Raw genomic sequence first — 26,993 nt, 5'->3', positions numbered from 1 at the left:
GGGAGGGACGGAACCGGGTCAGAACAGGGTGGGGATGGAAGGCTCGAGGCCGCGCAGGGCGTCGTAGTCGACCACCGAGCAGGCGATGCCGCGGTCGGCGGCCAGCAGGCGTGCCTGCGGCGTGATCGACTGGGCGCACAGAATGCCCCGCACCGGATGCGGAAGGGCCGGATCATCGTCCAGGCGGGAGAGGTAGCGGGTGAGCTGCTCCACCCCGTCGATCTCACCCTTGCGCTTGATCTCCACGGCCACGGTGGAGCCGTCGGCGTCGCGGCAGAGCAGGTCGACCGGGCCGATGCCGGTCTCGTACTCCCGGCGGACCAGCGTCAGGCCCTCGCGGACGGCGTCCGGCCGGTCGGCCAGCAGCACCTGCAGGTGCGCCTCCACGCCGTCCTTGCGCAGGCCGGGGTCGACACCGAGCTCGTGCGTGGAGTCGTGCAGGATCTGCTCGATCGAGATGACGAGCTGTTCCTCGGCCTTGTTGGTGACCCGCCAGACGCCCTCCTCCTCGGCGATGACGCAGGGCGGGCTCATCCAGTTCAGCGGCTTGTAGGCACGTCCGTCGGCGTGGATGGAGACAGAGCCGTCGGCCTTCACCAGGAGCAACCGGACGGCGCTGGGCAGGTGCGCCTTGAGCCGGCCGATGTAGTCGACACTGCACCGAGCGATAACGAGCCGCATGTCGCGACCGTACCGTGCCCGGTCGCCTCACCTGGACCGGGTACCCGCGTTCCGCAGGACGAGGTCGTCGAGCAGCCGGCGGCGGCCCGCGTAGCGGGTGGTGAGCCGCTGGGCGTCCTCGGCGGGGAGCCGTCCGAGGCGGAGCGGGTCGGAGTTGTCGGCCATGTCGGCCCGCTTGACGACGACGGCGATGCGGTCGGCGGCGACCCGGGCCAGGTAGGCCTCCTGCGGCTCACCCTCGCGGTGGGAGAGCGCGTCCACCGCGGCGACGACCGCCGGCGGGTACCCGGAGGCGGCGAGGTCGTCGAGCGTGACCTCGCTGTCCTCGACCACGTCGTGCAGGATGGCGGCCATCTGCGCGAGGGACGGGTCCACCCCGGCGGCGGGGGCCGTGCGGCCGACGGTGTCCATCACCCGCAGCGGGTGACCGATGTACTCGTCGCCCGCCTTGTCGAGCTGGCCGGTGTGGGCCCGGGCCGCCAGCGCCACCGCGTCCTCCAGCGACGGCCGCGGCGGAGGCTGCGGCTGGGGAGTGGGGGCGGCCGCCGGTTCAGGCACTCGCCAGGCCGTTTGAGGTGCGCACGATGTTCACGATGCCACGCATGATGTCGGTCAGCCCGTAGTCCTTCGGTGTGAAGACCGCCGCAACACCGAGCGTCGCCAGGCGTTCCGCGTCCGCGGGCGGAATGATCCCCCCGACCACGACCGGAACATCCCCGAGACCAGCCGCACGCAGCCCGTCCAGCACCTCGGGCACCAGGTTCATATGCGAACCGGAGAGCACCGACAGCCCCACCACATGAACGTCCTCCTCCACAGCCGCAGCGACGATCTGCGCCGGGGTGAGACGGATCCCCTGATAGACCACCTCAAAGCCCACATCACGAGCCCGGACCGCGATCTGCTCGGCACCGTTGGAATGCCCGTCCAACCCGGGCTTACCCACCAGCAGCCGCGGCCGGCGACCCAACTCACCAGCGGTCACGGTCACCAGGTCACGCACCTCCCCCAGCCCAGCACCCGCAGCAGCGGCCGACGGCGCGGCAGACACCCCGGTCGGCGCCCGGTACTCACCGAACACCTCACGCAACACACCCGCCCACTCCCCCGTCGTCACCCCGGCACGAGCACACGCCAACGTCGCCGGCACCAGGTTCGCATCCGTCTTCGCCGCCTCACGCAACCCGAGCAGCGCCTCGTCGACAACGGAGGCATCACGGGCGGCCCGCCACGCAGCGACCTGAACCCGGGCCGCCTCCTCACCCGCCGGATCCACCGTCTGCACCGCCGCATCCAGATCGGCCAGCAGCGGATTCGGCTCGGTCTCAGTGAACCGGTTCACCCCGACAACAACATCCTCACCAGACTCGATCCGCGCCCGCCGCATCGCCTGCGAAGCCACCAACTGGGACTTCATATACCCGCTCTCCACAGCGGCGACAGCCCCACCCATCGCCTGCACCCGGTCGATCTCCTCGGTCGCGGCCGCAACCAGCTCCTCGACCCGCCGGGCCACCACCACCGAGCCCTCGAACAGATCCGGGTACTCCAACAGATCCGTCTCATAGGCCAGGATCTGCTGGATACGCAGCGACCACTGCTGATCCCACGGACGCGGCAAACCCAGGGCCTCGTTCCACGCAGGCAACTGCAACGCCCGACACCGCGCGTCCTTCGACAACGTGACCCCGAGCGCCTCCAACACGATCCGGATCACGTTGTTCTCCGGCTGCGCCTCGGTCAACCCCAACGAGTTGACCTGCACCCCGTAACGGAACCGGCGGTGACGCGGATCCGTCACCCCGTAACGAGTCCGCAGCAGATCATCCCACAGGGCGACGAACGCCCGCATCTTGCACATCTCCTCCACGAAACGCACCCCGGCGTTCACGAAGAACGACATCCGGGCACACACCTCGCCCATCCGCTCCACCGGCACCTGACCGGAAGCGACCACCGCGTCGAGCACCGCGATCACCGTGCACAACGAGTACGCCAACTCCTGCACCGGCGTCGCACCCGCCTCCTGCAGGTGATAACTACAGATGTTGATCGGGTTCCAGCGCGGGATCTCCGTCACCGTGTACGCGACGATGTCCGTGATCAGCCGCAGCGACGGCCCCGGCGGGAACACATACGTCCCCCGCGACAGGTACTCCTTGATGATGTCGTTCTGGGTCGTGCCGGTCAGCTCCTCGGCCGCGACACCCTGCTCCTCCGCCACCACCTGGTACAACGCCAGCAACCACATCGCCGTCGCGTTGATGGTCATCGACGTGTTCATCCGACCCAACGGGATCTGCTCGAACAACGCCCGCATGTCACCCAGATGCGCGACCGGCACACCCACCTTCCCGACCTCACCACGCGCCAGCACATGATCCGGGTCGTACCCGGTCTGCGTCGGCAGATCGAAAGCCACCGACAGACCCGTCTGCCCCTTCGCCAGATTCCGCCGGTACAGAGCGTTACTCTCCGCCGGACTCGAATGACCCGCGTAGGTCCGCACGATCCACGGCCGGTCACGCTCCGACCTGGCCACATCCGTCATCGCCGCCTCCTAGCGCTCCGTGCGACGCCCAAGAACCGGCAGCCGGACGGACGCCCCCGCGCGCAGAGCCACAGGCACGGGCCGTGCGCACGGACCTCGGGGCACATCCGACGCCGAGCCAGGACGGGGATCAGGGGATCAGGGGCCGCCGATCCTCGCGAGATCCGGCGACGGCAGCAGCGTAGCCGCCGATGCCGGTCCGGCGCCCCCAGTGCGCAGGGCCCGGGCCGGCCGAGAGCTCCTACGGAGAGTTACCCGGAACAGGGCTACCCAGACGCTGGACGTCCAGGCGGCTGCCGTTCAGCGGCGGACGTTCAGGCGACGGAAGGGCTCGACGGCGGCGGACGCGGGTGGCGGCGGGCCTCAGGCGGAGGAGCAGGCGCTCGGGCCCCAGATGTTCTTCAGGTCGACGGGGATCAGGTCGCAGGCCGCGGTCCCGCGGCCGACCAGGGTCCACGGAGCGCTGCCGACGCGCTTCCACACATGCGGGTCGGGGGCGTCGGCTTCGGAGACCCCACGGATCTCGGTCATCCCGACGGCCCAGAACTCGTCGCGTTCCTTGTCGACGCCCTCGACGGCGCCGTAGAACATCCCGTTGGGGATCGTGACATCCGACGCGACCGGGGTGGCGGCACCGGTCTTCTTGCGCACCTCGTAGGCGGCGAGCCACATCAGCGGCTGGCGCAGGGTCGTGGGCTCGTTGCCCTTGAGCGCCAGCGTCCGCGCCCTGCCGGCGACCCGGCTGGTCTCCCAGGGGACCGAGGGCAGCGGGGGGCTGAGGATCGCGTCGTCGGGCTGCTCGACGGCGACGGCGCCCGGCGTGGCGGAGTCGTCGGAGGCCCAGACGAGCCCGATGACCACCCCGAGCACGACTGCGACCACGAAGGAGGCGGCCACGAGGAGCGGCCGCTGCTGCTGGGTCCAGGCCGCGGCCCCCGGCCGGGCCGCCCGACCACCGGCTGGGTCCACCCCCGCGGGCACCTCCACGTCCAGCATGTCTGTGTCTTACCTCCACCATGCCACGACCCGGCCCGATTATCGGGAAAGCATGCCCTATGCCGGCTCGGCGCCCGCCAACGGGGACTTGCCGATCACTCAGCGTCCACGGACGATCGTCGCCGGTGACGAATCTCACGGGACGAAGCCGCACCCCCGGTGGCGCTCTCAGGCTGCGGGCACGCTCAGGCCACGGACCCGGTGGGGACTTCAGGCCGCGGGCGCGCTCAGGCCGCGGGCGCGGCGAGCGTGGCCGACCGTGCCGTGCCCGCCGGCACCGGGAGGCACGGCAGTGAGCCGGTCGGGCGCGATCTGGACCCGCAGCAGGCGTCCGAGGCGGTCGATCGCGAGCAGGCGTCCGAGGGCCGCGGAGGCGTCCACCAGGACGAGCGTGCGGCCGAGGGCGCGGGCCCGGCGGGCGCCCCCGAGCAGCACCCCGACACCTGCGTGGTCGCCCAGCTCCAGCCCGCCGACGTCGACGTGCAGTGGGCCGCGACCGGCGTCGATCGCGTTGTGCAGCAGCATCCGGAGCTCCCCGACGGATCGGACGTCCACCGTCCCCGCCAGTCGGAGGGTCTGGTTCCCGCCCTCGCCGGGGCAGTCCGCCTCCACCGCCCGCACCGTCGACGACTCGCCCATTGCGGCCTCCGATTCCCCATGCACCGGCAGGCCGAGACTGTCGCGTCGGGCCCGCCGTTGGGCACCTGCACCTGCGCTCGGCTTGCCGCACACAGCTGGACGAGTCCCGCGGACAGCCGATCACAGTGGGGGGCTACTCGGAACCCGCCCACGCCGATGATCTCACCAATCTCCCCCATATGTTCCATTTGACTGATGTGACGATCCAGCTCAGGCCCAAAGACCCATCCGAACGTCGGTGTCGGTGCGACGATGGACCTGGCGGGAACGAGCATGGGCCCGGGGTGCCGAAGACCCACGGGCGCCCCGCGACAGACCAGACGGACCAAGGGGTGATCATGGAGACCACCGCTCTCGGCTTCCTATACGGACCTACCCTGGTCCTGATCGCCGTCGGTGTGCTGGTCGCCGTCTGCCGGCTGACCTCGACGCCGGACGCGCACACCGATCACGACGCCGACCACGGCCCGGGCGCGGATGACTTCGGCCTGCTGGTCCCCGTCGCCACCGTGCCGAGCGAGCGGGCCGAGCGGCTGCGGGCGACCCTCACCGGCAGCGGCGTGCGCGCCACCCTGGCGCCCGCGCGGCCGGTGCCCGCCCCGGTGAGCCCCCGCGGTGACCTGCTGTACCTGGCCGGGGAGCTCCAGCACGTGCTCGTCTTCGCCGCCGACCTGCCCAGGGCCGTGCGCGCGCTCGCCCAGAGCCGCCGCGAGCCCACCGACGGCGCCTGACCCGCCTGCCAACACCCGTACCGGCCCTGACCCAGGTCCGCCGGTCGGTTGTCGCGGTCAGCTCGGCCGCGGCCAGCTCAGGCCGCGGCCGCCGAGGACGGCTCGCGACGGATCTCGGCGCCGAGCGCGGTGAGGTTCTCCACGAAGTGCGCGTACCCGCGGTCGATGTGGTGGACGTCACGGACCACGGTCGTGCCCTCCGCCACCAGGCCTGCCAGCACCAGCGCCGCGCCGGCGCGGACGTCCGAGGCGAGCACGGAGGCGCCGGTCAGCCGCGGGGTGGGCCGGACGACCACGTGATGGCCGTCGGTGCGCAGGTCGGCTCCGAGCGCGTGCAGCTCCCGGCAGAACACGAACCTGCTGTCGAAGACGTTCTCGGTGATCAGCGAGATTCCCTCGCTGACCGCCTCCAGTGCGATCACCTGCGGCAGGAGGTCGGTCGGGAAGCCCGGGTAGGGCAGCGTGACGACGTCGATCGAGCGCGGCTGCCCGTCCGCGCTCACCCGGAAACCGTCCTCGACGAGCTCGACGGCCGCCCCCGCGCCCGCGAGCTTCTCCAGGACGATCCCGAGATGCTCGGCCCGGCCGTGCCGGATGGTCACGTCACCACCGGTCATCAGCGCGCCGATCGCCCACGTACCTGCGACGATCCGGTCCGGGACGGTGCGGTGCAGCACCGGCCGCAGCCCTTCCACCCCCTCGATGACGAGCGTGGACGTGCCCGCGCCGTCGATCCGGGCGCCCATGGCGGTGAGCAGCGCGCACAGGTCGGCGATCTCCGGCTCCTGGGCCGCGTTGTCGATCACGGTCGTGCCCTTGGCGAGCACCCCGGCCATCAGCAGGTTCTCGGTGGCCCCGACGCTCGGGAAGTCCAGCCAGATCGAGGCGCCCTGCAGCCGCCCGGAGCAGCGGGCCACCAGTACCCCGGCCTCGACGTCCACCACGGCACCGAGCTTCGTCAGGCCGTTCATGTGGATGTCGAGCGCGCGCGAGCCGATCGCGTCGCCGCCGGGCAGCGCCACCCGGGCCTCCCCGCGGCGGGCGACGAGCGGCCCCAGAATGGCCACCGACGCCCGGATCCGGCGGACGAGCTCGGCGTCCGCGGTGGCATCGACCACCTCGGGTATGTCGATGACGATCCGACCCCCGGCCCGGTCACGCTCCGCCTCGGCCCCGAGGCCACGCAGGACGTCGGCCATCACCGAGACGTCAAGGATGTCGGGTACCGCGTCCAACGTGGTGCGGCCGGGCGCGAGCAGGCTCGCCGCCATCAGCTTCAGCACCGAGTTCTTCGCGCCCGGAACGGCGACCTCGCCGACCAGCCTGGTCCCGCCTGTCACGACGAAGCACTCCACGGGCTCCGATGCTAGGTGCTCCGTGGAAGATCTTCAGCGCGGCCTCGGCAAACGGCGCGCCCCGGCCACAACCGGACACCAACGGAGACCTCCGGGGACCAGTGGAGACCACCGACATCCATCCGACGATCTGACCGGATTGCTATGCATCCGGCGCCGAGACGGAGTCCACAGCAACACCGGGCGAACCGGCGACGTCCAGCACGCGCACTCCGTCGTGGTGACGCAGGAAAGGCTCCGGCTGGCCGGCGAGCGCGTCGGTGACCCGCACGGCGAACGCGGGCACCGACCGCCGGACGACCTCGTCCACGGTGAGCCAGTCGACCGCCACGGACTCGTCGGTCTGGGAGCTGATCACGAGCGCCCCGGTCTCCTCCCGCACCTCGCGGCGAAGCCCGTCTTCGAAGGTCTCACCACGCTCGAGGACTCCGCCCGGAATCTGCCACGCGCCGGTGTCCCGCCGCTGAATGCAGAGCACGCGACCGTCATCTCTGCGTGTCACGGCGGTTACGCTTACGGAATGCATGCACGGAACCTACCAATTGGGTTACGTCGACTTGGGTTACCTGGGCCTAGACCTGGACTTCGGTTTCGGTGCTCGTAGCGCGCCTTGAGTCCCTGCCGCCGGAAACCCACGCCTCGTACGGGACCGAGGCCCGGGCGTTGCTCGGGGATCCGATCGCCACGGATGAGGCGCTCGCCGCGATTCTGGGCGACCCGTACCAATCCGAACAGGTGCGGTTCAACGCGTTCTATTGCGTGCAGGCGCGCGCCTGGCGTCGCAGGGATCATCTGACTCACCGGGCGAACGTGGACCAGTACCAGTCCGCGTTCGGCGATCACCCGATGTTCTACTTCATGCAGGCCGAGTACTACTCCTCGCTCGACGGCGAGCCGGCGAACAGACAGGCGGCTCTCACTTTCGCGCTCGAAGCGGTGCGCCGGCTGTCGTCGATCCCAGGGGTCCTCCATCTGGCGGCCTCGATCATCGCGGATCAGTACGAGGCGGACACCGACCCGGATCCCCAGCTCCTGCTGGAGGGAGAACGGCTGATCCGGCAGGCAATCGCCCTCAGCCACGGCGCCTACCCGCGTTATCACGGCACTCATGCCCGCATAGCCACTCTCCGGGGCGCGTACGCCACGGCTCGCGCGAGCATCGCGCGAGCCATCGACGAGGAGGACAGCTCGGGAGCCGAGTACGCGCTGCGAATCGGTGACTACCAGTTGATCCGCGCCCGCATCCAGTACGCGCAACAGGCCGATCTGCTCCGGATCGGACAGAACGAGGCGACCACGGAGCTGCGCGGTATCCGGACCCAGATCCTCGAGATCATGGGCCTGCTCGCGGCGGTGATCGCGTTCATCACGACCGCCGCCAACATCGCGGCCGGGCAACCTCCGGGACCGGCGTCGGGCCTCCTCACCTGCGCCGGAGGCGTGACGCTCCTGGTGTTCTGGGGCTTCCACATCCTGGTCATCGGTGGCGGAGACTCCCGACGGCGCCTACTTCCCCTCCTCCTGGGGGCGATACTCCTCGGCGTCGGCCTGGCACTCGCTGGACACTGACCGACGAAGCAGGGGCGAGATGGGAAGGTGACCGGCGGAGATGCAGGTGATGGTGGCCTCGAGCTGGTCGGCAAAGGCCCACAACGAGGACGCTTGCGGCTTTCGATCGGACGGCGCCTGGGTGGTCGACGGAGCGACAGCCCTCGAAGCCGGACCGCCGATCGAGGGCCTTCCCGCCGCCGCCTGGCTGAGCTCGGTGACCGACGCCTACCTGCGCAGCGTCGACTGGGACGGCACCGAGCTCGCGGACGTCCTAGCGCGGCTGGTTGGGCACGTGACGGCCCGGGCACGGCTCGCCGGGCTGCCGCACGCGGGCACGTGCCGCTCCAGCGGGTTCCCCACCGCCGCGATCTCTGTGGTGCGTCAACGCGATGACCTGCTGGACCTGTGCCTTCTCGGTGACGTTCCCGTCGTGCTGGCCCCGGGCGGCGGCCGACCGGCCCCGGTCGTGTTCGTGGATCCGCAGTTCGCCACGACCGAACGGAAGCTCCTCGAGACCATCCGAGCGGACATCGCCCGCGGCGACGATCCGGCGACAGCCTACGGACGGGCACGCGGGACCCTACTGGAGCGCCGGCGGCGGCGGAACACGTCGCGCGGGTCATGGATCCTCGGGGACGTCCCGGAGGCCACCCGTCACGCGCACTGCCGCACCCTCCGCCTGACCGGCGGCGCGGATCTGCTGCTGGTCTCGGACGGCTTCGCCCGGATCATCGAGCCGTTCGCCCTGGTGGACGGGTACGGGGCTCTCGTTGACGCGGTGCGCGGCGGAGCGGCGGAGGATCTGCTGCGCCGGCTCCGGGAAGCCGAGCGGGCGGACCCCGAGTGCCGCCGCCATCCGAGGTTCGGGGTCAGTGACGACGCGAGCGTCGTGCATGCCGTGATCTGAAGGTCTTCACGGGCGCCTGGCGGGCGGCGCCCATACAGTGACGCCATGGCGGTGCACCTGACCCGGATCTACACCCGTACCGGCGACGACGGCACGACGGCGCTGGGTGACATGTCGCGGGTGGCGAAGACGTCGCCACGGCTGGCCGCCTACGCCGACGTCGACGAGGCGAACGCGGCGATCGGGGTGGCGCTGGCGCTGGGCGAGCTGGGCCCGGACATCCACGAGACGCTCGGGCAGGTGCAGAACGACCTGTTCGACGTGGGTGCCGACCTGTGCACCCCGGTGGTCGCCGAGCCGAAGTACCCGCCGTTGCGGATCACCGACAGCTACGTCGACCGCCTTGAGCAGGCCTGCGACCACTACAACGAGAACCTGGCGAAGCTCAGCTCGTTCATCCTGCCCGGTGGCACGCGCGGGGCGGCCCTGCTGCACGTGGCGCGCACGGTGGCGCGCCGGGCCGAGCGGGCCTGCTGGGCGCTGGTCGAGGCGGAGCCGGAGGCGACGAGCCCGTTGCCGGCCCGTTACCTGAACCGCCTGTCCGACCTGCTGTTCATCCTGTCCCGGGTCGCGAACCCGGACGGGGACGTCCTGTGGAAGCCGGGCGCCGGCGGCTGAGCAGAGCCCCGGCGACAACCTGGGGCCGGCGGAGCCTGCCCTGGGGCCAACAGCCTCTGAAGCCGCCGTCTCGGCTTCGGCGCCGACAGGTGTCAGCGCCGAAGCCGGGGTGTTCCGGCGAACCGCGTCAGGCGATCGTCGCGCTTTCGGCGAGGATGCTGACGCCCTCCTTGGTGACGGAGACGAAGCCCCCGTCGACGGCGGCCGAGATCTCCTGGCCACCGACCTTCACCCGCACGGTCTGGTCGCGCACGAGCACGGCCAGCATGGGGATGTGTCCCGGCAGGACACCGATGTCGCCGTCGACGGTCCGGGCGACGACCATGTCGGCGTCGCCGGACCACACCTCCTGCTCGGGCGAGACGATCGCCACCCGCATCGGCATTACAGGTTCTCCGCGTTCTTCTCGGCGTCCTCGATCCCGCCGCACATGAAGAACGCCTGCTCGGGCAGGTGGTCGTAGTCACCCTGGGTGAGCCGGCGGAACGAGTCGATCGTCTCGTCGAGCGGGACGAACTTGCCGGGGATGCCAGTGAACTGCTCGGCGACGAAGAACGGCTGGGACAGGAACCGCTGGATCCGGCGGGCCCGGTTGACGAGGATCTTGTCCTCTTCGGAGAGCTCGTCGATGCCGAGGATGGCGATGATGTCCTGCAGGTCCTTGTAGCGCTGCAGGATCCGCTGCACCTCGCGGGCGGTGTCGTAGTGCTCCTGCCCGATGTACCGGGCGTCAAGGATCCGGGAGTTCGAGTCCAGCGGGCTCACGGCCGGGTAGATGCCGAGGTCGGAGATCGCCCGGTCGAGCACCGTGTTGGCGTCGAGGTGGGTGAACGTCGTCGCCGGGGCCGGGTCGGTCAGGTCGTCCGCGGGGACGTAGATCGCCTGCAGCGAGGTGATCGAGTGACCGCGGGTCGAGGTGATCCGCTCCTGCAGGGCGCCCATCTCGTCAGCCAGCGTCGGCTGGTAGCCGACGGCGCTGGGCATCCGGCCGAGCAGCGTCGACACCTCGGAGCCGGCCTGGGTGAACCGGAAGATGTTGTCGATGAACAGGAGCACGTCCTGCTTCTGCACATCCCGGAAGTACTCGGCCATGGTGAGCGCGCCGAGGGCGACCCGGAGCCGGGTGCCGGGCGGCTCGTCCATCTGGCCGAAGACGAGCGCGGTGTCCTCGATGACGCCGGCCTCGGTCATCTCCAGGAACAGGTCGTTGCCCTCGCGGGTGCGCTCGCCGACGCCGGCGAACACCGACACGCCACCGAACTCCTTGGCGACCCGGCGGATCATCTCCTGGATGATGACGGTCTTGCCGACGCCGGCGCCGCCCATCAGACCGATCTTGCCGCCTCGCACGTACGGGGCGAGCAGGTCGATGACCTTGATGCCGGTGGTGAACATCTCCGTCTTCGACTCGAGCTGGTCGAAGGCCGGCGCCGAGCGGTGGATCGGCCAGTAGGTCTCGGCGTCGACCTTGTCCACGTCGAGCGGGTTGCCGAGCACGTTGAACACGTGGCCCTTGGTGGCGTTCCCGACCGGGACGGAGATCGGCGCGCCGGTGTCGCGGACCGGAGCCCCGCGCACGAGGCCGTCGGTCTGCTGCATGGAGATGGCGCGGATGGTGTTGTCGCCGATGTGCTGCGCGACCTCAAGGGTCAGGACCGCGGTCTCGCCGTCGATCGTGCGGTCGACGTGCAGCGCGGTGTAGATCTCGGGAAGCTCGTCGGGGGCGAACTCGACGTCGACGACCGGTCCGATGACTCGGGCGACTCGGCCGATCCCCGGAGTCCGGCCCTCCGCCGTGGTCGGCGAGCTGGTGGTGACGGTCATGGCGTCCTCGGTTTCACTGTCGTTGCCCGCCGCCGCGGGCTTCGGCTTGACGTTCGTCGGTGTCGACGCCGGCAGCGGAGTCGATGCCGGCTGTGAGCCCAGTGTCCACACCGGTCCGCCCGCCGCCTAGTGCGTCGGCCCGCCGCGGTGCACGCCGGGGCAGGGGTGGCCGGAAGATCACAGGTCTCCTACGCGCCGGACGCCAGGGCGTTCGCGCCACCCACGATCTCGGAGATCTCCTGGGTGATGGCGTCCTGGCGGGCCCGGTTGGCCGCGCGGGTGTAGGTCTTGATGAGGTCCTCGGCGTTGTCCGTCGCCGACTTCATCGCGCGCTGGCGGGCCGCCGACTCGGAGGCCGCCGACTCCAGCAGCGCCGCGTAGAGCCGGCTCTCGACGTACCGCGGGAGCAGCGCGTCGAGGACGGCCTCGGCCGACGGCTCGAACTCGTAGTTCGGCAGCGGCCCACCGGCCGGCGGCTCGTCGTGCTCGCGCAGGACCATCGGGAGCAGGCGGTGCGCCACCGCGTTCTGGGTCATGGCGCTGACGTACTCGGTGAAGACGAGATGGATCTCGTCGACACCGCCCTCCTCGGTGGGCGTGGTGAAGGCCGTGATGAGGGCGTCCGCCACCGCCTTCGCGTCGCTGTAGCTCGGCTGCTCGGAGAAGCCGGTGTAGTCGCCGGCCAGCGGGCGGCCGCGGAAGCGGTAGTACGTCCCCGCCTTGCGGCCGACCGCGTAGAGCAGCGGCTCCTTGCCCTCCTCACGCAGCAGCTCGACCAGCTCCCCGGCGCGCTTGAGCGCGTTGGAGCTGTAGCCGCCGGCGAGGCCGCGGTCGCTGGTGATCACGACCACGGCCGCACGGGTCGGCTCCGGGCGCTCGGTGGTGAGCGGATGGGCGATCGTCGTCTGCGACGCCACGGCACTGATCACCCGCGTGATCTCCTCCGCGTACGGCCGGGACGCGGCGACCCGCGCCCTGGCCTTGGCGATCCGCGAGGCGGCGATGAGCTCCATCGCCTTGGTGATCTTCTTGGTGGACTGGACCGTCTTGATCCGCCGCCGATATTCGCGAAGCTGGCCTGCCATGGGTCAGTGACCCGCGGTCTCGTCGGACGGCTTGCGGTGGTGGACGGCGATCTCCTCGCGCTCCACCGCGGACGGGTCGAGCGCCTCGGGAGCCGCCTCGTTCACCAGCTGCTTGCCGCTCGACAGCGTGAACTGCTCCTTGAACTCGGCGATGGCCGACTCCAGGGAGGAGACGAGGTCGTCACCGAGCTTCCCGGTGTTCACGATGGTGTCGTAGATGGCGCCGTGGGTCCGCCCGACGAAGTCGAGGAACTCGGCCTCGAAGCGGCGGATGTCCTCCACCGGCACGTCGTCCAGCTTGCCGGTGGTGCCGGCCCAGATCGACACGACCTGGCGCTCGACGGAGAACGGCTTGTTCTGGGGCTGCTTGAGCAGCTCCACCAGCCGGGCACCGCGGGCGAGCTGGTCGCGGGAGGCCTTGTCCAGGTCGGAGCCGAAGGCCGAGAAGGCCTCCAGCTCGCGGTACTGGGCCAGGTCGAGGCGCAGGCGGCCGGCGACGGACTTCATCGCCTTGACCTGCGCGCTGCCGCCCACTCGGGAGACCGAGGTACCGACGTTGATCGCCGGGCGGACGCCCTGGTTGAACAGGTCCGACTCCAGGAAGATCTGGCCGTCGGTGATCGAGATGACGTTCGTCGGGATGTAGGCCGAGATGTCGTTGGCCTTGGTCTCGATGATCGGCAGCCCGGTCAGCGACCCGCCCCCGAGCTCGTCGGAGAGCTTCGCGCAGCGCTCCAGCAGACGGGAGTGCAAGTAGAAGACGTCGCCCGGGTATGCCTCACGGCCCGGCGGGCGGCGAAGCAGCAGCGAGATCGCGCGGTACGCCTCGGCCTGCTTGGAGAGGTCGTCGAAGACCACCAGCGAGTGCTGGCCGTTGTACATCCAGTACTGCCCGATCGCCGAGCCGGTGTACGGGGCGATGTACTTGAAGCCCGCCGGCTGGTCGGCCGGGGCGGCGACGATCGTCGTGTAGGCCAGCGCGCCGGCCTCCTCGAGGGTGTTCACCACCTCGCGGATGGTCGTCTTCTTCTGGCCGATGGCCACGTAGACGCACTTGACCTGCTTCTTCGGGTCACCGCTCGCCCAGTTGTCACGCTGGTTGATGATCGCGTCGATCGCGACGGTGGTCTTCCCGGTCTGCCGGTCGCCGATGATCAGCTGACGCTGACCCCGGCCGATGGCGGTCATCGCGTCGATGGCCTTGATGCCGGTCTGCAGCGGCTCCTTGACGGGCTGGCGCTGCACCACAGACGGGGCCTGCAGCTCGAGCGCCCGGGTGCCGGCCGCGGCGATGTCACCGAGGCCGTCGATCGGGCGCCCGAGCGGGTCGACGACCCGGCCGAGGAAGCCGTCGCCCACCGGGACGGCGAGGATCTCGCCGGTCCGGCGGACCTCCTGGCCCTCCTCGATGTGCTCGGCGTCGCCGAGGATGACGCAGCCGATCTCGCCGACCTCGAGGTTGAGGGCCAGTCCCAGCACACCGCCGGAGAACTCCAGCAGCTCGTTGGTCATGGTGTGCGGAAGGCCCTCGACCCGCGCGATCCCGTCACCGGTCACGACGACACGGCCGACCTCCTCCCGGTCACCGGAGGTGGCCTGGAAGGAGTCGACGTACTCCCGGAGGGCGTCGCGGATCTCCTCCGGCCGGATGGACAGCTCAGTCATCGCGTTGGTCCTTCATGGCTGGCGTGGATCTGGTCATCGGTCGTCTCTGCCGGTTCTGGGATCGGTCCCGGCTTCAGCTCACCCATCGCGCTCCGCGGCCTAACGGGTCAGCCCGCGGCGGGCTGCCGCGAGGCGGCGCAGGACGGTGCCGTCCACGACCTCGTCACCGACCCGCACGGCGACACCACCGAGGACAGCGGGGTCGAGATCGATCTGGAGCTGGATCTGCCGGCCGAAGAAGCGGCTGATCGCCGCCTTCAGCCGCGCGATCTGGTCGGCGTCGAGCACGGTCGCGGTACGGACGACGGCGACCACCCGCCCGCGGCGGGCGGCCGCGATCCGGCTCAGCTGCTCCAGGCGCCGCTCGATGTCACCCTGCTCGCGGTCGGCCACCGCCTGCTCGGCCAGCCGCAGGGTCACCGGGTGGGCGCGGCCGGACAGCAGCCGCGTCACCAGCCCCACCTTCGCGGACGTCGGCGCCGCCGGGTCGGTGAGGGCGAGCGAGAGCTGCGGGTTCTGGCCGAGGATCCGGCCGAACCGGAACAGCTCGTCCTCGACCTCGTCGAGGGCGTCGGCCGCCTCCGCCTCCGCCAGCGTCGCCTCGACGGCGAGCTCCTCGAGCGCGTACCGGAGGTCGGCGGGACGCGACCAGCGGCCGGCGACGGCCGCCGAGACGACGGCGAGCGCCCCCTGACTGATCTGCCCGCCGAGCAGACGGGCCGCGAGGCCCGTCCGCGACTGGGGCGGCGCGCCTGGGTCGGTGAGGGCGCGCCGAACCGTCGGCTCGCCCCCGACGAGCGTGGCGACCGCGCTGAGATCGCCGGCGATCCGACGGACCTCGGGCGCGACCGTACCGGCGGTTGCGCCGATCGGCACCGCCGTCACCTGGTCGAGGACCGACCTGGCGGCGGCGAGCGACTGCCGGCTGGCTCCCTCCACCGTCAGACTCCCGGCCCGGCCGGGACGGCGTCAGGCTGCGGAGCCTCGTCGAGACCCGCGATGAAGTCGTCGACGAGCTGCCGCTGGCGGGTGTCGTTCTCCAGCTCGCGGCCGACGATCCGGGTCGCGAGCTCGAGCGCGATCTCACCGATCTCACGGCGCACGGAGGCCACGACCTGGGCACGTTCCGCGACCAGCGCCGCGTCCGCCCGCTCGCGGATCTCGGCGACCTCCTGCTGCACCTGCGTGCGCAGCTCCTCGACGATCTGCCGTCCCTGTGCCTGTGCGTCCTCGCGGATGCGAGCCGCCTCCGAGCGTGCTTCGGCGAGCTGGGAACGGTACTGCTCGAGCAGGGCCTGTGCCTCGCGCTCCGCCCGTTCGGCGCGGTTGAGACCACCTTCGATACGTTCGGCCCGCTCGGCATAGGTCTTACGGATCTGTGGGTAGATCTTCCAGAAGAAGAATCCGACGAGAAGACCGAAGGCCAGCAGGCCGACGATCAGCTCGGCGAGCGGCGGCACAAGGACGCTGTCCTCGTGTTCCGCGCCTTCTTCGGCGGCGGCTAGAACTAGATTCTGCAGCACAGGGCGCCCCGGATCAGGTGAAGACGAACGGCACGACGAAGCCGATGAGGGCGAGCGCCTCGACGACGGCGAAGCCGATCAGCATGTAACGGAAGGCCACCTGCTCGGCCTCGGGCTGGCGGGCGATGGCCTGGATACCCAGACCGAAGATGATGCCGACGCCGATGCCAGGGCCGAGGGTCGCGATGCCGTAGGCCACCGTGCCGATGTTGCCGCTGATCGCGTCATCAGCGGCGAGCAACGTGGCCGCGGAAAGAGACATCGTAGGGATCCGTCCTTCTGTGGTCGGTGCACCGGGGCTCTCCCACGGTGCGCGTGGGTCGATTCAGGTTCAGGCCCGCGCCACCGCGCCAGCGGCGGTGACCGGCGCACTTGTTTCGTGGCCGTGGATCGGGGAGTGGTCCGCCGCGTGGTCTCCGCCGCCGTGCGAGGAGATCGCGCCGCCGATGTAGGCGGCCGTGAGGACCGTGAAGATGTAGGCCTGCAGCACGTCGATCATCAGCTCGAACAGCGTGAGAGCGATCGCCATCAGGCCGGAGACCAGCCCGAACACGAACTGGGGCTTCGGCAGCAGGTAGTCGGCGCCCAACGCGAAGACCAGCAGCAGCATGTGGCCGGCGAACATGTTGGCGAACAGCCGGATGGCGAGGGTGGCGGGGCGGGCGATCATCGTCGAGACGAACTCGATCGGAGCCAGGATGACCTTCACGAACAGCGGCGCGGTCGGCGCCGGCACCAGCATGTCCTTGAAGTAGGTACCGGCCCCGTGCTCGCGGATACCGACGATGTTGAAGATGAACCAGCTCACCGCGGCGAGGATCATCGGCAGCGCGATTCGCGACGTCGTCGGGAACTGCGCGACCGGAATGACCGCCATGACGTTGGAGACCAGGATGAAGCAGAAGAGAATTGTCAGGTACGGGGAGAACGTCCTGCCTCGCTCGCCGATGACGTTCTGAGCGATCTGGAGATCGACGAAGTCGTAGATCGACTCGCAGAAGTTCTGGAGCCCGCGCGGCACCAGCGTCGCCTTGCGGAACCCCAGCCAGAGGAAGCCGCCGACGAACAGCGCGACGAACAGAGTCAGCGCGGACCACTTGTTGAAGTAGAAGTCGATCGGGCCCAGGTCGAACTCGAACCAGCTCTTCGGCTTGAAGACATCGGGAGTCGGCCCGTGGAAGCCGTCATCGGCCGCCATGAGCACCGATCCGCTCGGCACTTCCGATACCTCCAAGATCATTCATGCTGACAAAGTTCGCGATCCCCCCGGGGTCGGATCGACCTCACCCTATACGGGATGGGCCGCCGCTCCGGGCAATCGAAGACACGCGGATGACCGTCGGACGCGACCCGCTCACAGCCCCGGCGGCAAGGGACACGCTGTCCCGGACCCGGCGCGTTCGACGCGGGGACGTCCTGTGTCGAAGGCATCTTCACGACGCTCTTCGACAGGGCAGATGCTATCTGCCCGGGCGCTGGAGAGCACTGGTTGCAGGACTAAGATCTCCGACAGACAGTCGAACGTTCATCTTCCGTTGGGTTTTTGGACATGTTGTCACACTACGTCATCGACACACTGCTCTGAGCGCCGTCAGCGGCGGGCTCCGAACCGGTAGATGACCAGATAGAGCGACGCGATGATGCCGACGATGAGCCCGATCGGGAAGAACAGGGCGTCGAAGCCGGCGAGCCGATCGATCCCCAGACCGACCAACCCCCAGAAGCCGCCGCCGGCGATGAGCGTGCCGATGACACCCCAGGCTTCGCCCGGCGGTGGATTCGGTGACGCGGCCGAGCCCGAGCTTAGTCTTTCTTCCCTTTCACTATTGTCCTTTTTGCCCGAATCTTCACGATCGGGCCCGTTGGTGCCGTTCGCCATCACGTTGTTCCTAATCCTGGCTCACCGCTGATCCGCTGATCCCCGGCCGCCCCGAGGCTCGTCCTCACCGGTCCGGCGGCCTGTCCTCGCCGGTCCCCCGGTTGGTCCGCACCGGCCGCCGGCCGATCCGCACCCGGCCCCCGGCTGGGCGCACGGCCGCCGGTCATCGCGGTGGCGGCCGCCACGGTCTACGGCTGTTCGCCGGACGCCCGCGGCGGGCGCGCGGCCGCGGATGACGGATTCCCCCGGACGGGGCCGCCGGGGCGAGCGACCCGCGACGGATCGAGCGGAGCGACGCGGGACGGATCGAAGGTCGCCGGATCGTAGAACGGCACGCGCAGCCTGGTGGCGGCCCAGACCTCGGCGCCCACCCAGCACAGTGTCGCGGCCATGATCGACCAGGCGAAGCTGGGCAGGTCGATCGCCGTCGCGTCGCGCAGCGCCACCAGGACGACCCCCAGAGTGGCGACCTTCGCCGCGTAGATCCCGAGCGCGGCCGGCAGCAGCATCGTGGTGGCGCCGCGCCGGGCGACCGCGACCAGGGCGAGCTTGCCGAGCGCGAAGAACGCCGCCACCAGGCCGACCGCGAGGACTCCGCCGGCGATTCCGGCCGCGCCCCGAATGGCACCGGTCAGTACAAGGACCACAGCCAGCAGCACCGCCATCGTGCACAACCCGGCGCGCAGCGCCGGGCGAGCCGCGGCGATCATGCGCGCCGGGCCGCGCGCTGGCCCGTCAGAAGAAGGGCGAGCAGCGCGAGCAGCCCCACGCCGACGGTGGCGGCGAGGATCGGCAGCGGCGAGTCGGAGAAGGAGGCCGCCACTCCCCCGAAGCCGACGAGCGCGGCCCAGAAGTACATCAGCAGAACCGCCCTGACGTGGGAGTTGCCAATCGAAAGAATTCGATGATGCAGGTGCATCTTGTCTGCCGCGAACGGCGAGCGCCCCGCCTTCGTCCGCCGGATGACCGCGAGCCCGAAGTCGAGCACCGGGACGGCCAGCACCGCCAGCGGGATGGCCAGCGGAATCAGCGACGGAAGCTGTTGGGAGGGTCCAGCGTAACCCCCGTACGCGACCTGACCGGTCACCGAGATCATCGAGGCGGCCGAGAGCAGCCCGATGAGCATCGAGCCGGAATCCCCCATGAACAGGCGGGCCGGGTTGAAATTATGCGGAAGGAAGCCGACACACACCCCGGCGGTGACCGCGGCGAGCAGCGCGGCCGGTGAGGCCCGGTAGAAGCCGTTGATCACCGCGATCTGGTAGGCGAAATAGAACGTGGCACCGGCCGCGATCGCGGCGACCCCGGCGGCCAGCCCGTCCAGGCCGTCGATGAAGTTCATCGCGTTGACCAGGATGAGCGTGGCGAAGATGGACAGCGGGACGGCGGTCTCCGGCCCGAAGCTGAGTGTGGTCTCGCTGTTCCGGTCGATCGCGAAGGACCACTGCACGCCGAGCAGGACCATGACGCCGGCGGCCGCGACCTGACCGGCGAGCTTGGTCAGCGAGTCCAGCTCCCAGCGGTCGTCGGCCGCCCCCAGCAGGCAGATCAGCGTGCCGGCGACCAGGACGGCACGAGTCTCCGACCAGTCCTGGGAGACCACGGAGAGGAACGGCAGTTGATCGGCCACCTCGAGGCCCGCATAGAGCCCGGCCAACATCGCCAGGCCACCGAGCCGCGGGGTGGGCGTCGCGTGCACGTCCCGGGCCCGGGGCCGGGCGACCGCCCCGACACGGAAGGCGATCCAGCGGGCGATCGGCGTCGTGAGGAAGGTGACCGCCGCCGCCACCGCGAAGACGAGCAGATACTCGCGCATCCCTACCTGTTCCGCCGTTTCATCCTGCGCTGCCCCGGGCTCTCATCGTGCGCCAGCCGGCGCGGTCGCCCGCGGCCGCCCGGCTATCTCGGATAGGCCGGGTGACGGTCGACGAGCACGGACACCGCGGCGGAGACGTCAGCCGCCGCGGACGGGTCACGCACCGCACGGGCGATCAGACCGGCGATCTCCTTCATTTCGCCCTCCCGCATGCCCTGCGTCGTCACCGCGGGAGTGCCCACCCGGATGCCGGAGGAGATCGCGGGCGGCTGCGGGTCGTACGGGATGGCGTTCTTGTTGAGCGTGATGCCCGCCGCGTCGCAGCGTGCCTCGGCGTCGCGGCCGGTCACGCCGAGCTCCCGCAGGTCGAGCAGGGTCAGGTGGGTGTCGGTGCCGCCCGCCACCGGCCGGACACCCTCGGCCGCCAGCCCCTCGGCGAGGGTCTGCGCGTTCGCGATCACCTGGTGGGCGTAGGTGGCGTACTCGGGGGTCGCGGCCTCCTTGAGCGCCACCGCCTTCGCCGCGACGGCGTGCATCAGCGGCCCGCCCTGGCTGAACGGGAACACCGCCTTGTCGATGCGGGCGGCCAGCTCCTCCCGGCAGAGGATCATGCCGCCGCGCGGGCCGCGCAGCACCTTGTGCGTGGTGAAGCTGACGACGTCGGCGTGCGGCACCGGGCTCGGCAGCGCGCCGCCGGCGACCAGCCCGATGAAGTGCGCCGCGTCCACCATCAGCCAGGCGCCGACCTCGTCGGCGATCGAGCGGAACGCGGCGAAGTCGATGCGGCGGGGGTAGGCCGTCGCCCCGCAAATGATCATCTTGGGCCGGTGTTGCAGGGCCAGCTCACGGACCTGGTCGTAGTCGATGAGCTCGGTGTCCTCCCGGACCCCGTAGGCCACGACGTCGAACCACCGCCCGGAGAAGTTGACACGGCTGCCGTGCGTCAGGTGCCCGCCGTGCGGCAGCGACATCGCCAGGACAGTGTCCCCCGGTGTGAGCAGGGCGGCGTAGACGGCGAAGTTCGCCTGCGTGCCCGAGTGCGGCTGCAGGTTCGCGTGCTCGGCACCGAACAGCTCCCGGGCCCGCGCGATGCCGATCTCCTCGGCGCGGTCGACCACCTGGCACCCGCCGTAGTAGCGGCGCCCCGGGTAGCCCTCGGCGTACTTGTTCGACAGCGTTGAGCCGAGCGCCGCGAGCACCGCCGGCGAGGTGAAGTTCTCGCTCGCGATGAGCTGGAGGCCGCCGCGCAGCCGCTCCAACTCGTCGACCACGACCGCGGCGATGTCCGGATCGGTGGCCCGCAGCTGGTCGAAGTCCGGGCCCCAGAACGGGGTACTCACTATGACCCACCTCCCGCCGGCTCGATGCCCAGGATATGACCGGCCGCCCCGGGCCCGCGCGTCGCCCGCAGGCTCAGCCGCCGGCTCGCGCGGGGCCCAGCCGGCGGCCGGCCCGGGACGGCGGCCGGCCCGCGCAGGTCAGCGGGCGGCGCACAGCGGTCCGCGCGCAGGTCAGCGGGCGGCCGGTTCCCGCACGAGGGGCAGCACCGAACGCAGTGCCGCGAGGTCGACCGCCCCCTCACGGACCACAGTGGGAACCGGCCCCGTGCAGTCCACGATCGTCGACGCGGTGCCCACCGGCGTGGTCCCGCCGTCCAGGTAGACCGCGGCGGCACCTCCGAGCTGCGCCACCGCGTCGACGGCGCTCGTCGCCGGCGGACGTCCGCTGATGTTGGCGCTGGAGACGGCCATCGGCCCCGTGCGCCCGAGCAGCTCGATGGCCACCGGGTGCAGCGGCATGCGGACGGCGACCGTCCCCCGGGCGTCGCCGAGATCCCAGCGCAGGGACGGTGCGTGGTTGACGACCAGCGTCAGCCCACCGGGCCAGAACGCCCGGACGAGATCCCGGATGTGCCCCGTGACCTGCTCGGCCAGGCCGTCGAGGGTCCGCCACGAGCCGACCAGCACGGGCACCGGCATGTTCCGCCCGCGCCCCTTCGCCGCGAGCAGCGCGGTGACGGCGTCCCGGTTGAACGCGTCGGCGCCGATCCCGTAGAGGGTGTCGGTCGGCAGCACGACGAGCTTGCCGCGGCCCACCGCGTCGGTGGCGGCGTCCAGCCCTGCCTTGCGCTGCCCCTCGTCGGAGCAGTCGAAAACCTGCATCACACGTCCTCTCCGGCGCCGCGCGGCGGGCGCGGCCCCGGCGGGTTCCAGCGGGCGGTGACGAACCGGTCCCGCCCGGCGAGATCGGGATGATCCACGATTTCGGACCACGAACCAGCCCACCAGCCCTCACCGGCGAGCAGCGCGGGCACCGTCTGGCCATGTCCGTCCGCGTGTTCCATGACCAGTAAACCGCCTGGCCGCAAGAGTCCCCCGGCGGCGGCCACGACCGCGCGCGGCCCGTCCAGGCCGTCGGGCCCGCCCCACAGGGCCGCTGGCGGGTCGTGCCGGCCGACCTCGGGCTCGACCCTCGGCCGTTCATGATCGGGCAGATACGGCGGGTTGCTGATGACGACGTCGGCCCGTCCCGCGAGGTCAGTCAGGACCGTGCCGACCGGCGCGACCGGCCTGCCCGCGTCTGTTGGCGACCGCGGGATGCCGACGTCGGCCTGGTGCACCCGCACCGGCAGGCCCGTGCGCTCGACGTTGCGGCGCAGCCAGCCGAGCGCCGCCGGCTCCAGCTCCACCGCGTGCACCTCGGCGTTCGGCACCTCGTCGGCCACCGACAGGGCGATCGCCCCCGAACCCGCACAAAGATCAACACAGATTGGACGTCCAGCCACGACCGCGTCGGGCGATCGCAGGGCCGCGATCGCCCACTCGGCCACCCACTCGGTCTCCGGGCGGGGGATGAACACTCCGGGCCCGACGGCGATGTCCAGGTGGCGGAAGCCGGCGAGGCCGGTCAGGTGCTGCAGTGGGACCCGGCTCGCCCGCCGTTCCACCAGCGCGCGCAGCTCGCCGGCCGCGGCCGGTTCGACCCGGGTGACCAGCGCGAGCCGGCCGCGCGACACCCCGAGCACGTGCGCCGCCAGCTGCTCGGCGTCGCCGCGGGGGCTGGCGACACCGGCCGCGGCCAGCCGGGCCGTCGCGGCGGCGAGCTCGACGGCGAGCGTGGCGTCCGCGTGGTCGGCCCGCGTCGTGGACGCGGCCGGGCCTGTCACGGCGTGGCCGCCATCCGGGATTCCAGGTCCGCCTCGGTCAGGGCCTCGATCACGGCGTCGAGGTCGCCGTCCAGCACGGCCTCCAGGTTGTGCGCCTTGTAGCCGATGCGGTGGTCGCTGATCCGGTTCTCGGGGAAGTTGTAGGTGCGGACCTTCTCCGAGCGGTCGACCGTGCGCACCTGGCTCGCCCGCGCCGCCGCCGCCGCCGTCTCGGCCTTCTCCCGCGCCGCGGCGAGCAGCCGGGCCCGCAGGATGCGCATCGCCGACTCCTTGTTCTGGAGCTGGCTCTTCTCGTTCTGGCAGGAGACGACCACCCCTGTGGGCAGGTGCGTGATGCGCACCGCCGAGTCGGTGGTGTTGACGCTCTGGCCGCCCGGCCCGGACGAGCGGAACACGTCGATCCGCAGATCGTTCGGGTCGACTTCGATGTCGACGTCGGCTGCCTCGGGCAGCACCAGCACCCCGGCCGCGGAGGTGTGGATCCGCCCCGCCGACTCGGTCACCGGCACCCGCTGCACCCGGTGCACACCGCCCTCGAACCGCAGCCGGCCGAAGACCCCCTGGCCGGGGGCCGCCGTCCCGCGGGACTTGACGGCCACACTGACGTCCCGGTAGCCGCCCAGGTCGCTGGGGTTCGCGTCCAGGATCTGGGTGCGCCACCCGCGCCGCTCGGCGTAGCGCAGGTACATGCGCAGCAGGTCGCCCGCGAACAGCGCGGACTCCTCACCGCCCGCGCCGGCCTTGACCTCGAGGATGGCGTCCCGGCTGTCGTCGGGGTCGACGGGCACCAGGTAGGCCCGCAGGCGGGCGGCGAGATCGGCCTGGCTCGCCTCGAGGGCCACGACCTCGTCGCGGAACGACGGGTCCTGCTCGGCGAACTCGCGGGCGGTCTCCAGGTCACCCTCGACGCGCTCCAGCCGCTGTGCGAGGTCGACGGGGGTGGCGAGCTCGGCGTACCGGCGCGTCAGCTCCCGGGCCCGCGCCGGATCGTTGTGGATGTCCGGATCCGCGAGCCGCTTCTCGATGTCGGCGTGCTCGGCGATCATGCCCGCGAGCGGGGAGGTCATCAGGGGTTCCTTCAGGTCGTCGGGACGCGAACGGCGCCCGCCCGGGGATCCGGGACGGGCGCCGAGGACGACCTACTTCGCGCCGCCGACCTTCTGGCCCGGCTGCCGGCGACCGAAGCGCCGCTCGAACTTCTCGACCCGACCACCGACGTCGAGGATCTTCTGCTTGCCGGTGTAGAACGGGTGGCACTGCGAGCAGACCTCGGCGCTGATGGCGCCGTTCTCCTTGGTCGACCGCGTGGTGAACGTGCTGCCGCACGTACAGGTCACCGTGGTCTCGTGGTACTGCGGGTGAATATCAGCCTTCATGATCCCTCTTCCGATGTGGCCGCCGGGTCGCCGCCGCGGGAGCGGACGGCGTGAACCGGAGCCGGTTGTCGCCAGTGTGCCAGACCCGGTGACCCGGGCCGGACCAGCCAGCCGCCGACGGCAACGCCGCCGCCGGGCCCTGGTGTTCCCGGGCCCGGCCGGGGGCTGCCGCCGGGCGGCGGTCAGTCCTGGGGCGGTGCCGTCTTCGCGATCTGCATCAGGAACTCGTAGTTCGTCCTGGTCTGCTTCAGCCGGTCGAGCAGGAGGTCGAGCGCCTGCTGCGGCTCCCGGGTGTGCAGGACCCGGCGGAGCTTGTGCATGATCGCAAGCTCGTCGGGGGCCAGCAGGATGTCCTCCTTGCGGGTGCCGGAGGCGTCGACGTCCACCGCCGGGAAGACCCGCTTGTCGGCGATCTTCCGGTCCAGCTTGAGCTCGGCGTTACCGGTGCCCTTGAACTCCTCGAAGATCACCGTGTCCATCGTCGAACCGGTCTCGACCAGCGCGGTCGCGATGATCGTCAGGGAGCCGCCGTTCTCGATGTTGCGCGCCGCGCCGAGGAACCGCTTCGGCGGGTAGAGCGCCGTCGAGTCGACACCACCGGACAGGATGCGCCCCGACGCCGGCGCCGCGAGGTTGTAGGCGCGACCCAGCCGGGTGATCGAGTCGAGCAGCACGACCACGTCGTGGCCGAGCTCGACGAGCCGCTTGGCCCGCTCGATGGACAGCTCGGCGACGTTGGTGTGGTCGGCCGGCGGGCGGTCGAAGGTCGAGGCGACGACCTCGCCCTTCACCGACCGCTGCATGTCGGTGACCTCCTCGGGCCGCTCGTCGACGAGGACGACCATGAGGTGGCATTCCGGGTTGTTCGTGGTGATCGCGTTGGCGATCGACTGGAGCACCATCGTCTTGCCGGCCTTCGGCGGGCTCACGATGAGCGCGCGCTGGCCCTTGCCGATCGGCATCACCAGGTCGATGACCCGCGTGGTCATCATGTGCGGCTCGGTCTCCAGCCGCAGGCGGTCCTGCGGGTAGAGCGGGGTGAGCTTGTGGAACTCCGGCCGGCCGCGGGCCTCCTCCGGCTCCATCCCGTTGATCGTGTCCAGCCGGACCAGCGCGTTGTACTTGTCGCGGCGCTGCTCGCCCTCCTGCGGCGCGCGCACCACCCCGGTGATCGCGTCGCCGCGGCGCAGGCCGTTGCGACGGACCTGGGCGAGGCTCACGTACACGTCCGTCGGGCCGGTCAGGTAGCCGCTCGTGCGGACGAAGGCGTAGTTGTCCAGCACGTCGAGGATGCCGGCCACCGGGACGAGGACGTCGTCCTCGCGCACCGTCGGCTCGGTCTCGGTCGTGCCGCCCTGCCCGCCGCGGCCGCGGTTGCGGCCGCGCTCCCGGAACCGGCCGCGGCGCCGGCTGCCGAACTCGTCGTCGTCCTGGACGCCGCCCTGGGGTGCACGGTCGCCCGGCTGGGTGCGCTCGACCGTCCTGGACCGGTCTGAACCGGCACGGTCGCTGCGGTCGGCACGATCGCTGCGGTCGGCACGGTCGGCACGGTCGGCACGGTCGGCACGGTCGCTGCGGTCGGCACGGTCGTTCCGGTCGCGGTCGCCGGCCGGCTGTGAGCGGCCCTGGCGGTCGCCGGAACGGTCCCGGTCGCCGCCGGAACGGTCACGGTCACCCGAACGGTCCCGGTCGCCGCCGGAGCGGTCCCGGTCACCGGAGCGCTCGCGGCGGTCGTCACGACCGCGCGTGGGGCTCTCGGAGCCGTTCGTCCCGGCGCGGACGGAGACGGGCGCCGCGGCGGGCGCGGTCACCGCCGGGCCGTCCGCGGCAGCCGCGGCGGCCTGCGGGCGGGCGGTGTCGTCGGACGACTCCGCACCCCCCGGACCGGTCGGCAGTGTCTGCTGCTCGCCCGCGGGGCTCGTGACGCCACGAGAGGCGCCCCGCCGCCCGCGCACACGGGTCGGGGCCGACGACGTCTCTGCCGCGGAGCCGGAAACGGAGCCGCCCGTGGTCGCCTCGGCGCCGCTGGAACCGCTCGTCTCCTGGACGGGAGCGACCGAGCCGGCCGCCGCCCGGGGCGCGGAGCTCACCGCGTCCGCGGCGGGAGCCGCCGCGGGCGGAGCGCCCTGCGCGGCCGGGGCCACGGAGGCCGGCGCGGACGCGGGCTGGGAGGTCGGCGACGAGGCCGACGGCACCGATCTGGAGGCCACCTCACCGTTCTGGACGTTCTGGATCGCCGCGATCAGCTGGCCCTTGCGGAGCCTGCCGACCCCGGGGATGCCCATCTGGGAAGCCATGGCCTGCAGCTCGGGCAGGAGCATCGCGGACAGACCGGTACCGGAACGCCGGCGCCGGGGGGCGGAGGACGCGTCAGGCCCGTCCGCGGGGACGTCGACCGACGCGGGCCGGACGGCGTGGTTGCCGTTCGACCGAGTCGTGACGACGGTGTCTACGGACGTCGCGCCGGCCACGGCGGAACTGTCGACGGGCGAGGCAGGCGCCGCAGACTCACGTGCGCTGTCGGGCAGCACGTCGGTGGTGTCGCTCAAGGTTTTCCTTCCTGGAAGGAACCGGCTTCTCGGGCCGGGCGTAGCGTGTGAACTTTCTTCGCCTGCGCACATGCCGGATGA

General features: G+C 71.2%; 28 protein-coding genes. 4 read left to right on the top strand and 24 right to left on the bottom strand.

The window, feature by feature from the left end; genetic code table 11:
- Nucleotides 1-18: 18 nt before the first annotated feature.
- From nucS to FRANEAN1_RS05045, 5 genes are all read right to left on the bottom strand, one after another.
- Complete coding sequence (nucS, locus tag FRANEAN1_RS05065; RefSeq protein ID WP_020458673.1) at nt 19-681, bottom strand: endonuclease NucS; 663 nt, start codon at nt 679-681, stop codon at nt 19-21.
- Between the two features lie 27 nt (nt 682-708).
- Complete coding sequence (locus FRANEAN1_RS05060) at nt 709-1,239, bottom strand: HD domain-containing protein (RefSeq protein ID WP_020458672.1); 531 nt, start codon at nt 1,237-1,239, stop codon at nt 709-711.
- Nucleotides 1,232-3,232: a protein meaA gene (locus FRANEAN1_RS05055; RefSeq protein WP_020458671.1), complete on the bottom strand. Its 2,001-nt coding sequence runs from the start codon at nt 3,230-3,232 to the stop codon at nt 1,232-1,234. The genes FRANEAN1_RS05060 and FRANEAN1_RS05055 overlap by 8 nt, the downstream gene beginning before the upstream one ends.
- A 363-nt stretch (nt 3,233-3,595) precedes the next feature.
- Nucleotides 3,596-4,228, bottom strand: a complete 633-nt coding sequence (locus FRANEAN1_RS40280; RefSeq protein WP_020458670.1) for a hypothetical protein — start codon at nt 4,226-4,228, stop codon at nt 3,596-3,598.
- Nucleotides 4,229-4,438: 210 nt separating this feature from the next.
- Nucleotides 4,439-4,867 (bottom strand): STAS domain-containing protein, encoded by a 429-nt coding sequence (locus FRANEAN1_RS05045; RefSeq protein ID WP_020458669.1) that lies wholly within the window; start codon nt 4,865-4,867, stop codon nt 4,439-4,441.
- Between the two features lie 338 nt (nt 4,868-5,205).
- On the opposite strand from FRANEAN1_RS05045, the gene FRANEAN1_RS05040 reads away from it, so the two are divergent.
- A complete protein-coding gene (locus FRANEAN1_RS05040; RefSeq protein WP_020458668.1) occupies nt 5,206-5,598 on the top strand; it encodes a hypothetical protein in 393 nt (130 codons plus the stop codon).
- Nucleotides 5,599-5,675: 77 nt separating this feature from the next.
- Here FRANEAN1_RS05040 and murA read toward each other — a convergent pair whose 3' ends face one another.
- Together murA and FRANEAN1_RS05030 are read right to left on the bottom strand one after the other, a co-directional pair.
- Nucleotides 5,676-6,938, bottom strand: coding sequence for a UDP-N-acetylglucosamine 1-carboxyvinyltransferase (murA, locus tag FRANEAN1_RS05035; RefSeq protein WP_020458667.1), 1,263 nt, complete (start codon nt 6,936-6,938; stop codon nt 5,676-5,678).
- A gap of 157 nt (nt 6,939-7,095) precedes the next feature.
- Nucleotides 7,096-7,479 carry an NUDIX hydrolase gene (locus FRANEAN1_RS05030; protein ID WP_020458666.1) on the bottom strand — a complete coding sequence of 128 codons (384 nt, stop codon included), beginning with the start codon at nt 7,477-7,479 and terminating at the stop codon, nt 7,096-7,098.
- 68 nt (nt 7,480-7,547) lie between these two features.
- On the opposite strand from FRANEAN1_RS05030, the gene FRANEAN1_RS05025 reads away from it, so the two are divergent.
- From FRANEAN1_RS05025 to FRANEAN1_RS05015, 3 genes are all read left to right on the top strand, one after another.
- The gene (locus FRANEAN1_RS05025; protein ID WP_020458665.1) at nt 7,548-8,522 is read left to right on the top strand and encodes a hypothetical protein; all 975 of its coding nucleotides are present in this window, start codon (nt 7,548-7,550) and stop codon (nt 8,520-8,522) included.
- Nucleotides 8,523-8,643: 121 nt separating this feature from the next.
- The gene (locus FRANEAN1_RS05020) at nt 8,644-9,411 is read left to right on the top strand and encodes a hypothetical protein (protein ID WP_347176987.1); all 768 of its coding nucleotides are present in this window, start codon (nt 8,644-8,646) and stop codon (nt 9,409-9,411) included.
- Nucleotides 9,412-9,456: 45 nt separating this feature from the next.
- Nucleotides 9,457-10,029, top strand: coding sequence for a cob(I)yrinic acid a,c-diamide adenosyltransferase (locus FRANEAN1_RS05015; RefSeq protein ID WP_020458663.1), 573 nt, complete (start codon nt 9,457-9,459; stop codon nt 10,027-10,029).
- 127 nt (nt 10,030-10,156) lie between these two features.
- On the opposite strand, the gene FRANEAN1_RS05010 is transcribed toward FRANEAN1_RS05015, so the two are convergent.
- The 17 genes from FRANEAN1_RS05010 to rho all read right to left on the bottom strand — a co-directional run bounded on the left by FRANEAN1_RS05010 (nt 10,157) and on the right by rho (nt 26,912).
- Nucleotides 10,157-10,414, bottom strand: coding sequence for a F0F1 ATP synthase subunit epsilon (locus FRANEAN1_RS05010; protein WP_018502335.1), 258 nt, complete (start codon nt 10,412-10,414; stop codon nt 10,157-10,159).
- Nucleotides 10,414-11,853 (bottom strand): F0F1 ATP synthase subunit beta, encoded by a 1,440-nt coding sequence (atpD, locus tag FRANEAN1_RS05005; RefSeq protein WP_020458662.1) that lies wholly within the window; start codon nt 11,851-11,853, stop codon nt 10,414-10,416. The genes FRANEAN1_RS05010 and atpD overlap by 1 nt, the downstream gene beginning before the upstream one ends.
- A 188-nt stretch (nt 11,854-12,041) precedes the next feature.
- Nucleotides 12,042-12,938 (bottom strand): F0F1 ATP synthase subunit gamma, encoded by an 897-nt coding sequence (locus tag FRANEAN1_RS05000; protein WP_020458661.1) that lies wholly within the window; start codon nt 12,936-12,938, stop codon nt 12,042-12,044.
- Between the two features lie 3 nt (nt 12,939-12,941).
- Nucleotides 12,942-14,603: a F0F1 ATP synthase subunit alpha gene (gene atpA / locus FRANEAN1_RS04995; RefSeq protein ID WP_020458660.1), complete on the bottom strand. Its 1,662-nt coding sequence runs from the start codon at nt 14,601-14,603 to the stop codon at nt 12,942-12,944.
- A 99-nt stretch (nt 14,604-14,702) separates the two neighbouring features.
- Nucleotides 14,703-15,542, bottom strand: coding sequence for a F0F1 ATP synthase subunit delta (locus FRANEAN1_RS04990; RefSeq protein WP_020458659.1), 840 nt, complete (start codon nt 15,540-15,542; stop codon nt 14,703-14,705).
- A 2-nt stretch (nt 15,543-15,544) separates the two neighbouring features.
- Nucleotides 15,545-16,126, bottom strand: a complete 582-nt coding sequence (locus FRANEAN1_RS04985; protein ID WP_020458658.1) for a F0F1 ATP synthase subunit B — start codon at nt 16,124-16,126, stop codon at nt 15,545-15,547.
- Nucleotides 16,127-16,139: 13 nt separating this feature from the next.
- A complete protein-coding gene (locus FRANEAN1_RS04980) occupies nt 16,140-16,388 on the bottom strand; it encodes an ATP synthase subunit C (RefSeq protein WP_020458657.1) in 249 nt (82 codons plus the stop codon).
- A gap of 69 nt (nt 16,389-16,457) precedes the next feature.
- Nucleotides 16,458-17,345: a F0F1 ATP synthase subunit A gene (gene atpB / locus FRANEAN1_RS04975; protein WP_020458656.1), complete on the bottom strand. Its 888-nt coding sequence runs from the start codon at nt 17,343-17,345 to the stop codon at nt 16,458-16,460.
- Between the two features lie 372 nt (nt 17,346-17,717).
- A complete protein-coding gene (locus FRANEAN1_RS43025) occupies nt 17,718-18,005 on the bottom strand; it encodes an AtpZ/AtpI family protein (protein ID WP_020458654.1) in 288 nt (95 codons plus the stop codon).
- Between the two features lie 188 nt (nt 18,006-18,193).
- Nucleotides 18,194-18,715, bottom strand: coding sequence for a hypothetical protein (locus tag FRANEAN1_RS04965; RefSeq protein ID WP_041253705.1), 522 nt, complete (start codon nt 18,713-18,715; stop codon nt 18,194-18,196).
- Entirely contained in the window at nt 18,712-19,821 is a 1,110-nt protein-coding gene (locus FRANEAN1_RS04960; protein ID WP_020458652.1) for an MraY family glycosyltransferase, read from the bottom strand. The genes FRANEAN1_RS04965 and FRANEAN1_RS04960 overlap by 4 nt, the downstream gene beginning before the upstream one ends.
- A gap of 83 nt (nt 19,822-19,904) precedes the next feature.
- Nucleotides 19,905-21,161: a serine hydroxymethyltransferase gene (gene glyA / locus FRANEAN1_RS04955; protein WP_020458651.1), complete on the bottom strand. Its 1,257-nt coding sequence runs from the start codon at nt 21,159-21,161 to the stop codon at nt 19,905-19,907.
- A 171-nt stretch (nt 21,162-21,332) separates the two neighbouring features.
- Nucleotides 21,333-21,983 (bottom strand): L-threonylcarbamoyladenylate synthase, encoded by a 651-nt coding sequence (locus tag FRANEAN1_RS04950; protein ID WP_020458650.1) that lies wholly within the window; start codon nt 21,981-21,983, stop codon nt 21,333-21,335.
- Nucleotides 21,983-22,987: a peptide chain release factor N(5)-glutamine methyltransferase gene (gene prmC / locus FRANEAN1_RS04945; protein ID WP_020458649.1), complete on the bottom strand. Its 1,005-nt coding sequence runs from the start codon at nt 22,985-22,987 to the stop codon at nt 21,983-21,985. The genes FRANEAN1_RS04950 and prmC overlap by 1 nt, the downstream gene beginning before the upstream one ends.
- Nucleotides 22,984-24,054, bottom strand: a complete 1,071-nt coding sequence (prfA, locus tag FRANEAN1_RS04940; protein ID WP_020458648.1) for a peptide chain release factor 1 — start codon at nt 24,052-24,054, stop codon at nt 22,984-22,986. The genes prmC and prfA overlap by 4 nt, the downstream gene beginning before the upstream one ends.
- A 72-nt stretch (nt 24,055-24,126) precedes the next feature.
- On the bottom strand, nt 24,127-24,363 hold the full coding sequence (rpmE, locus tag FRANEAN1_RS04935) for a 50S ribosomal protein L31 (RefSeq protein ID WP_018502318.1): 237 nt from the start codon (nt 24,361-24,363) through the stop codon (nt 24,127-24,129).
- A 182-nt stretch (nt 24,364-24,545) separates the two neighbouring features.
- Complete coding sequence (rho, locus tag FRANEAN1_RS04930; protein ID WP_041253704.1) at nt 24,546-26,912, bottom strand: transcription termination factor Rho; 2,367 nt, start codon at nt 26,910-26,912, stop codon at nt 24,546-24,548.
- Nucleotides 26,913-26,993: the final 81 nt, after the last annotated feature.

The sequence above is a fragment of the Parafrankia sp. EAN1pec genome (assembly GCF_000018005.1).
GTDB classification, from domain to species: domain Bacteria; phylum Actinomycetota; class Actinomycetes; order Frankiales; family Frankiaceae; genus Parafrankia; species Parafrankia soli.
This window is presented reverse-complemented; position numbering and strand designations above follow the sequence as displayed.

Bases quoted from the DNA above. Each gene is read 5' to 3' on its own strand.
- FRANEAN1_RS04980 (WP_020458657.1), bottom strand. From the start codon at position 16,388: ATGTCTCTTTCCGCGGCCACGTTGCTCGCCGCTGATGACGCGATCAGC.
- FRANEAN1_RS05000 (WP_020458661.1), bottom strand. From the start codon at position 12,938: ATGGCAGGCCAGCTTCGCGAATATCGGCGGCGGATCAAGACGGTCCAG.
- FRANEAN1_RS05010 (WP_018502335.1), bottom strand. From the start codon at position 10,414: ATGCCGATGCGGGTGGCGATCGTCTCGCCCGAGCAGGAGGTGTGGTCC.
- FRANEAN1_RS04950 (WP_020458650.1), bottom strand. From the start codon at position 21,983: ATGCAGGTTTTCGACTGCTCCGACGAGGGGCAGCGCAAGGCAGGGCTG.
- FRANEAN1_RS05030 (WP_020458666.1), bottom strand. From the start codon at position 7,479: ATGCATTCCGTAAGCGTAACCGCCGTGACACGCAGAGATGACGGTCGC.
- atpA (WP_020458660.1), bottom strand. From the start codon at position 14,603: ATGACTGAGCTGTCCATCCGGCCGGAGGAGATCCGCGACGCCCTCCGG.
- atpD (WP_020458662.1), bottom strand. From the start codon at position 11,853: ATGACCGTCACCACCAGCTCGCCGACCACGGCGGAGGGCCGGACTCCG.
- nucS (WP_020458673.1), bottom strand. From the start codon at position 681: ATGCGGCTCGTTATCGCTCGGTGCAGTGTCGACTACATCGGCCGGCTC.
- FRANEAN1_RS05040 (WP_020458668.1), top strand. From the start codon at position 5,206: ATGGAGACCACCGCTCTCGGCTTCCTATACGGACCTACCCTGGTCCTG.
- rpmE (WP_018502318.1), bottom strand. From the start codon at position 24,363: ATGAAGGCTGATATTCACCCGCAGTACCACGAGACCACGGTGACCTGT.
- prfA (WP_020458648.1), bottom strand. From the start codon at position 24,054: ATGACCTCCCCGCTCGCGGGCATGATCGCCGAGCACGCCGACATCGAG.
- FRANEAN1_RS05045 (WP_020458669.1), bottom strand. From the start codon at position 4,867: ATGGGCGAGTCGTCGACGGTGCGGGCGGTGGAGGCGGACTGCCCCGGC.
- FRANEAN1_RS04965 (WP_041253705.1), bottom strand. From the start codon at position 18,715: ATGATCGCCGCGGCTCGCCCGGCGCTGCGCGCCGGGTTGTGCACGATG.
- FRANEAN1_RS05055 (WP_020458671.1), bottom strand. From the start codon at position 3,232: ATGACGGATGTGGCCAGGTCGGAGCGTGACCGGCCGTGGATCGTGCGG.
- FRANEAN1_RS43025 (WP_020458654.1), bottom strand. From the start codon at position 18,005: ATGGCGAACGGCACCAACGGGCCCGATCGTGAAGATTCGGGCAAAAAG.
- FRANEAN1_RS04960 (WP_020458652.1), bottom strand. From the start codon at position 19,821: ATGCGCGAGTATCTGCTCGTCTTCGCGGTGGCGGCGGCGGTCACCTTC.
- FRANEAN1_RS05015 (WP_020458663.1), top strand. From the start codon at position 9,457: ATGGCGGTGCACCTGACCCGGATCTACACCCGTACCGGCGACGACGGC.
- FRANEAN1_RS40280 (WP_020458670.1), bottom strand. From the start codon at position 4,228: ATGCTGGACGTGGAGGTGCCCGCGGGGGTGGACCCAGCCGGTGGTCGG.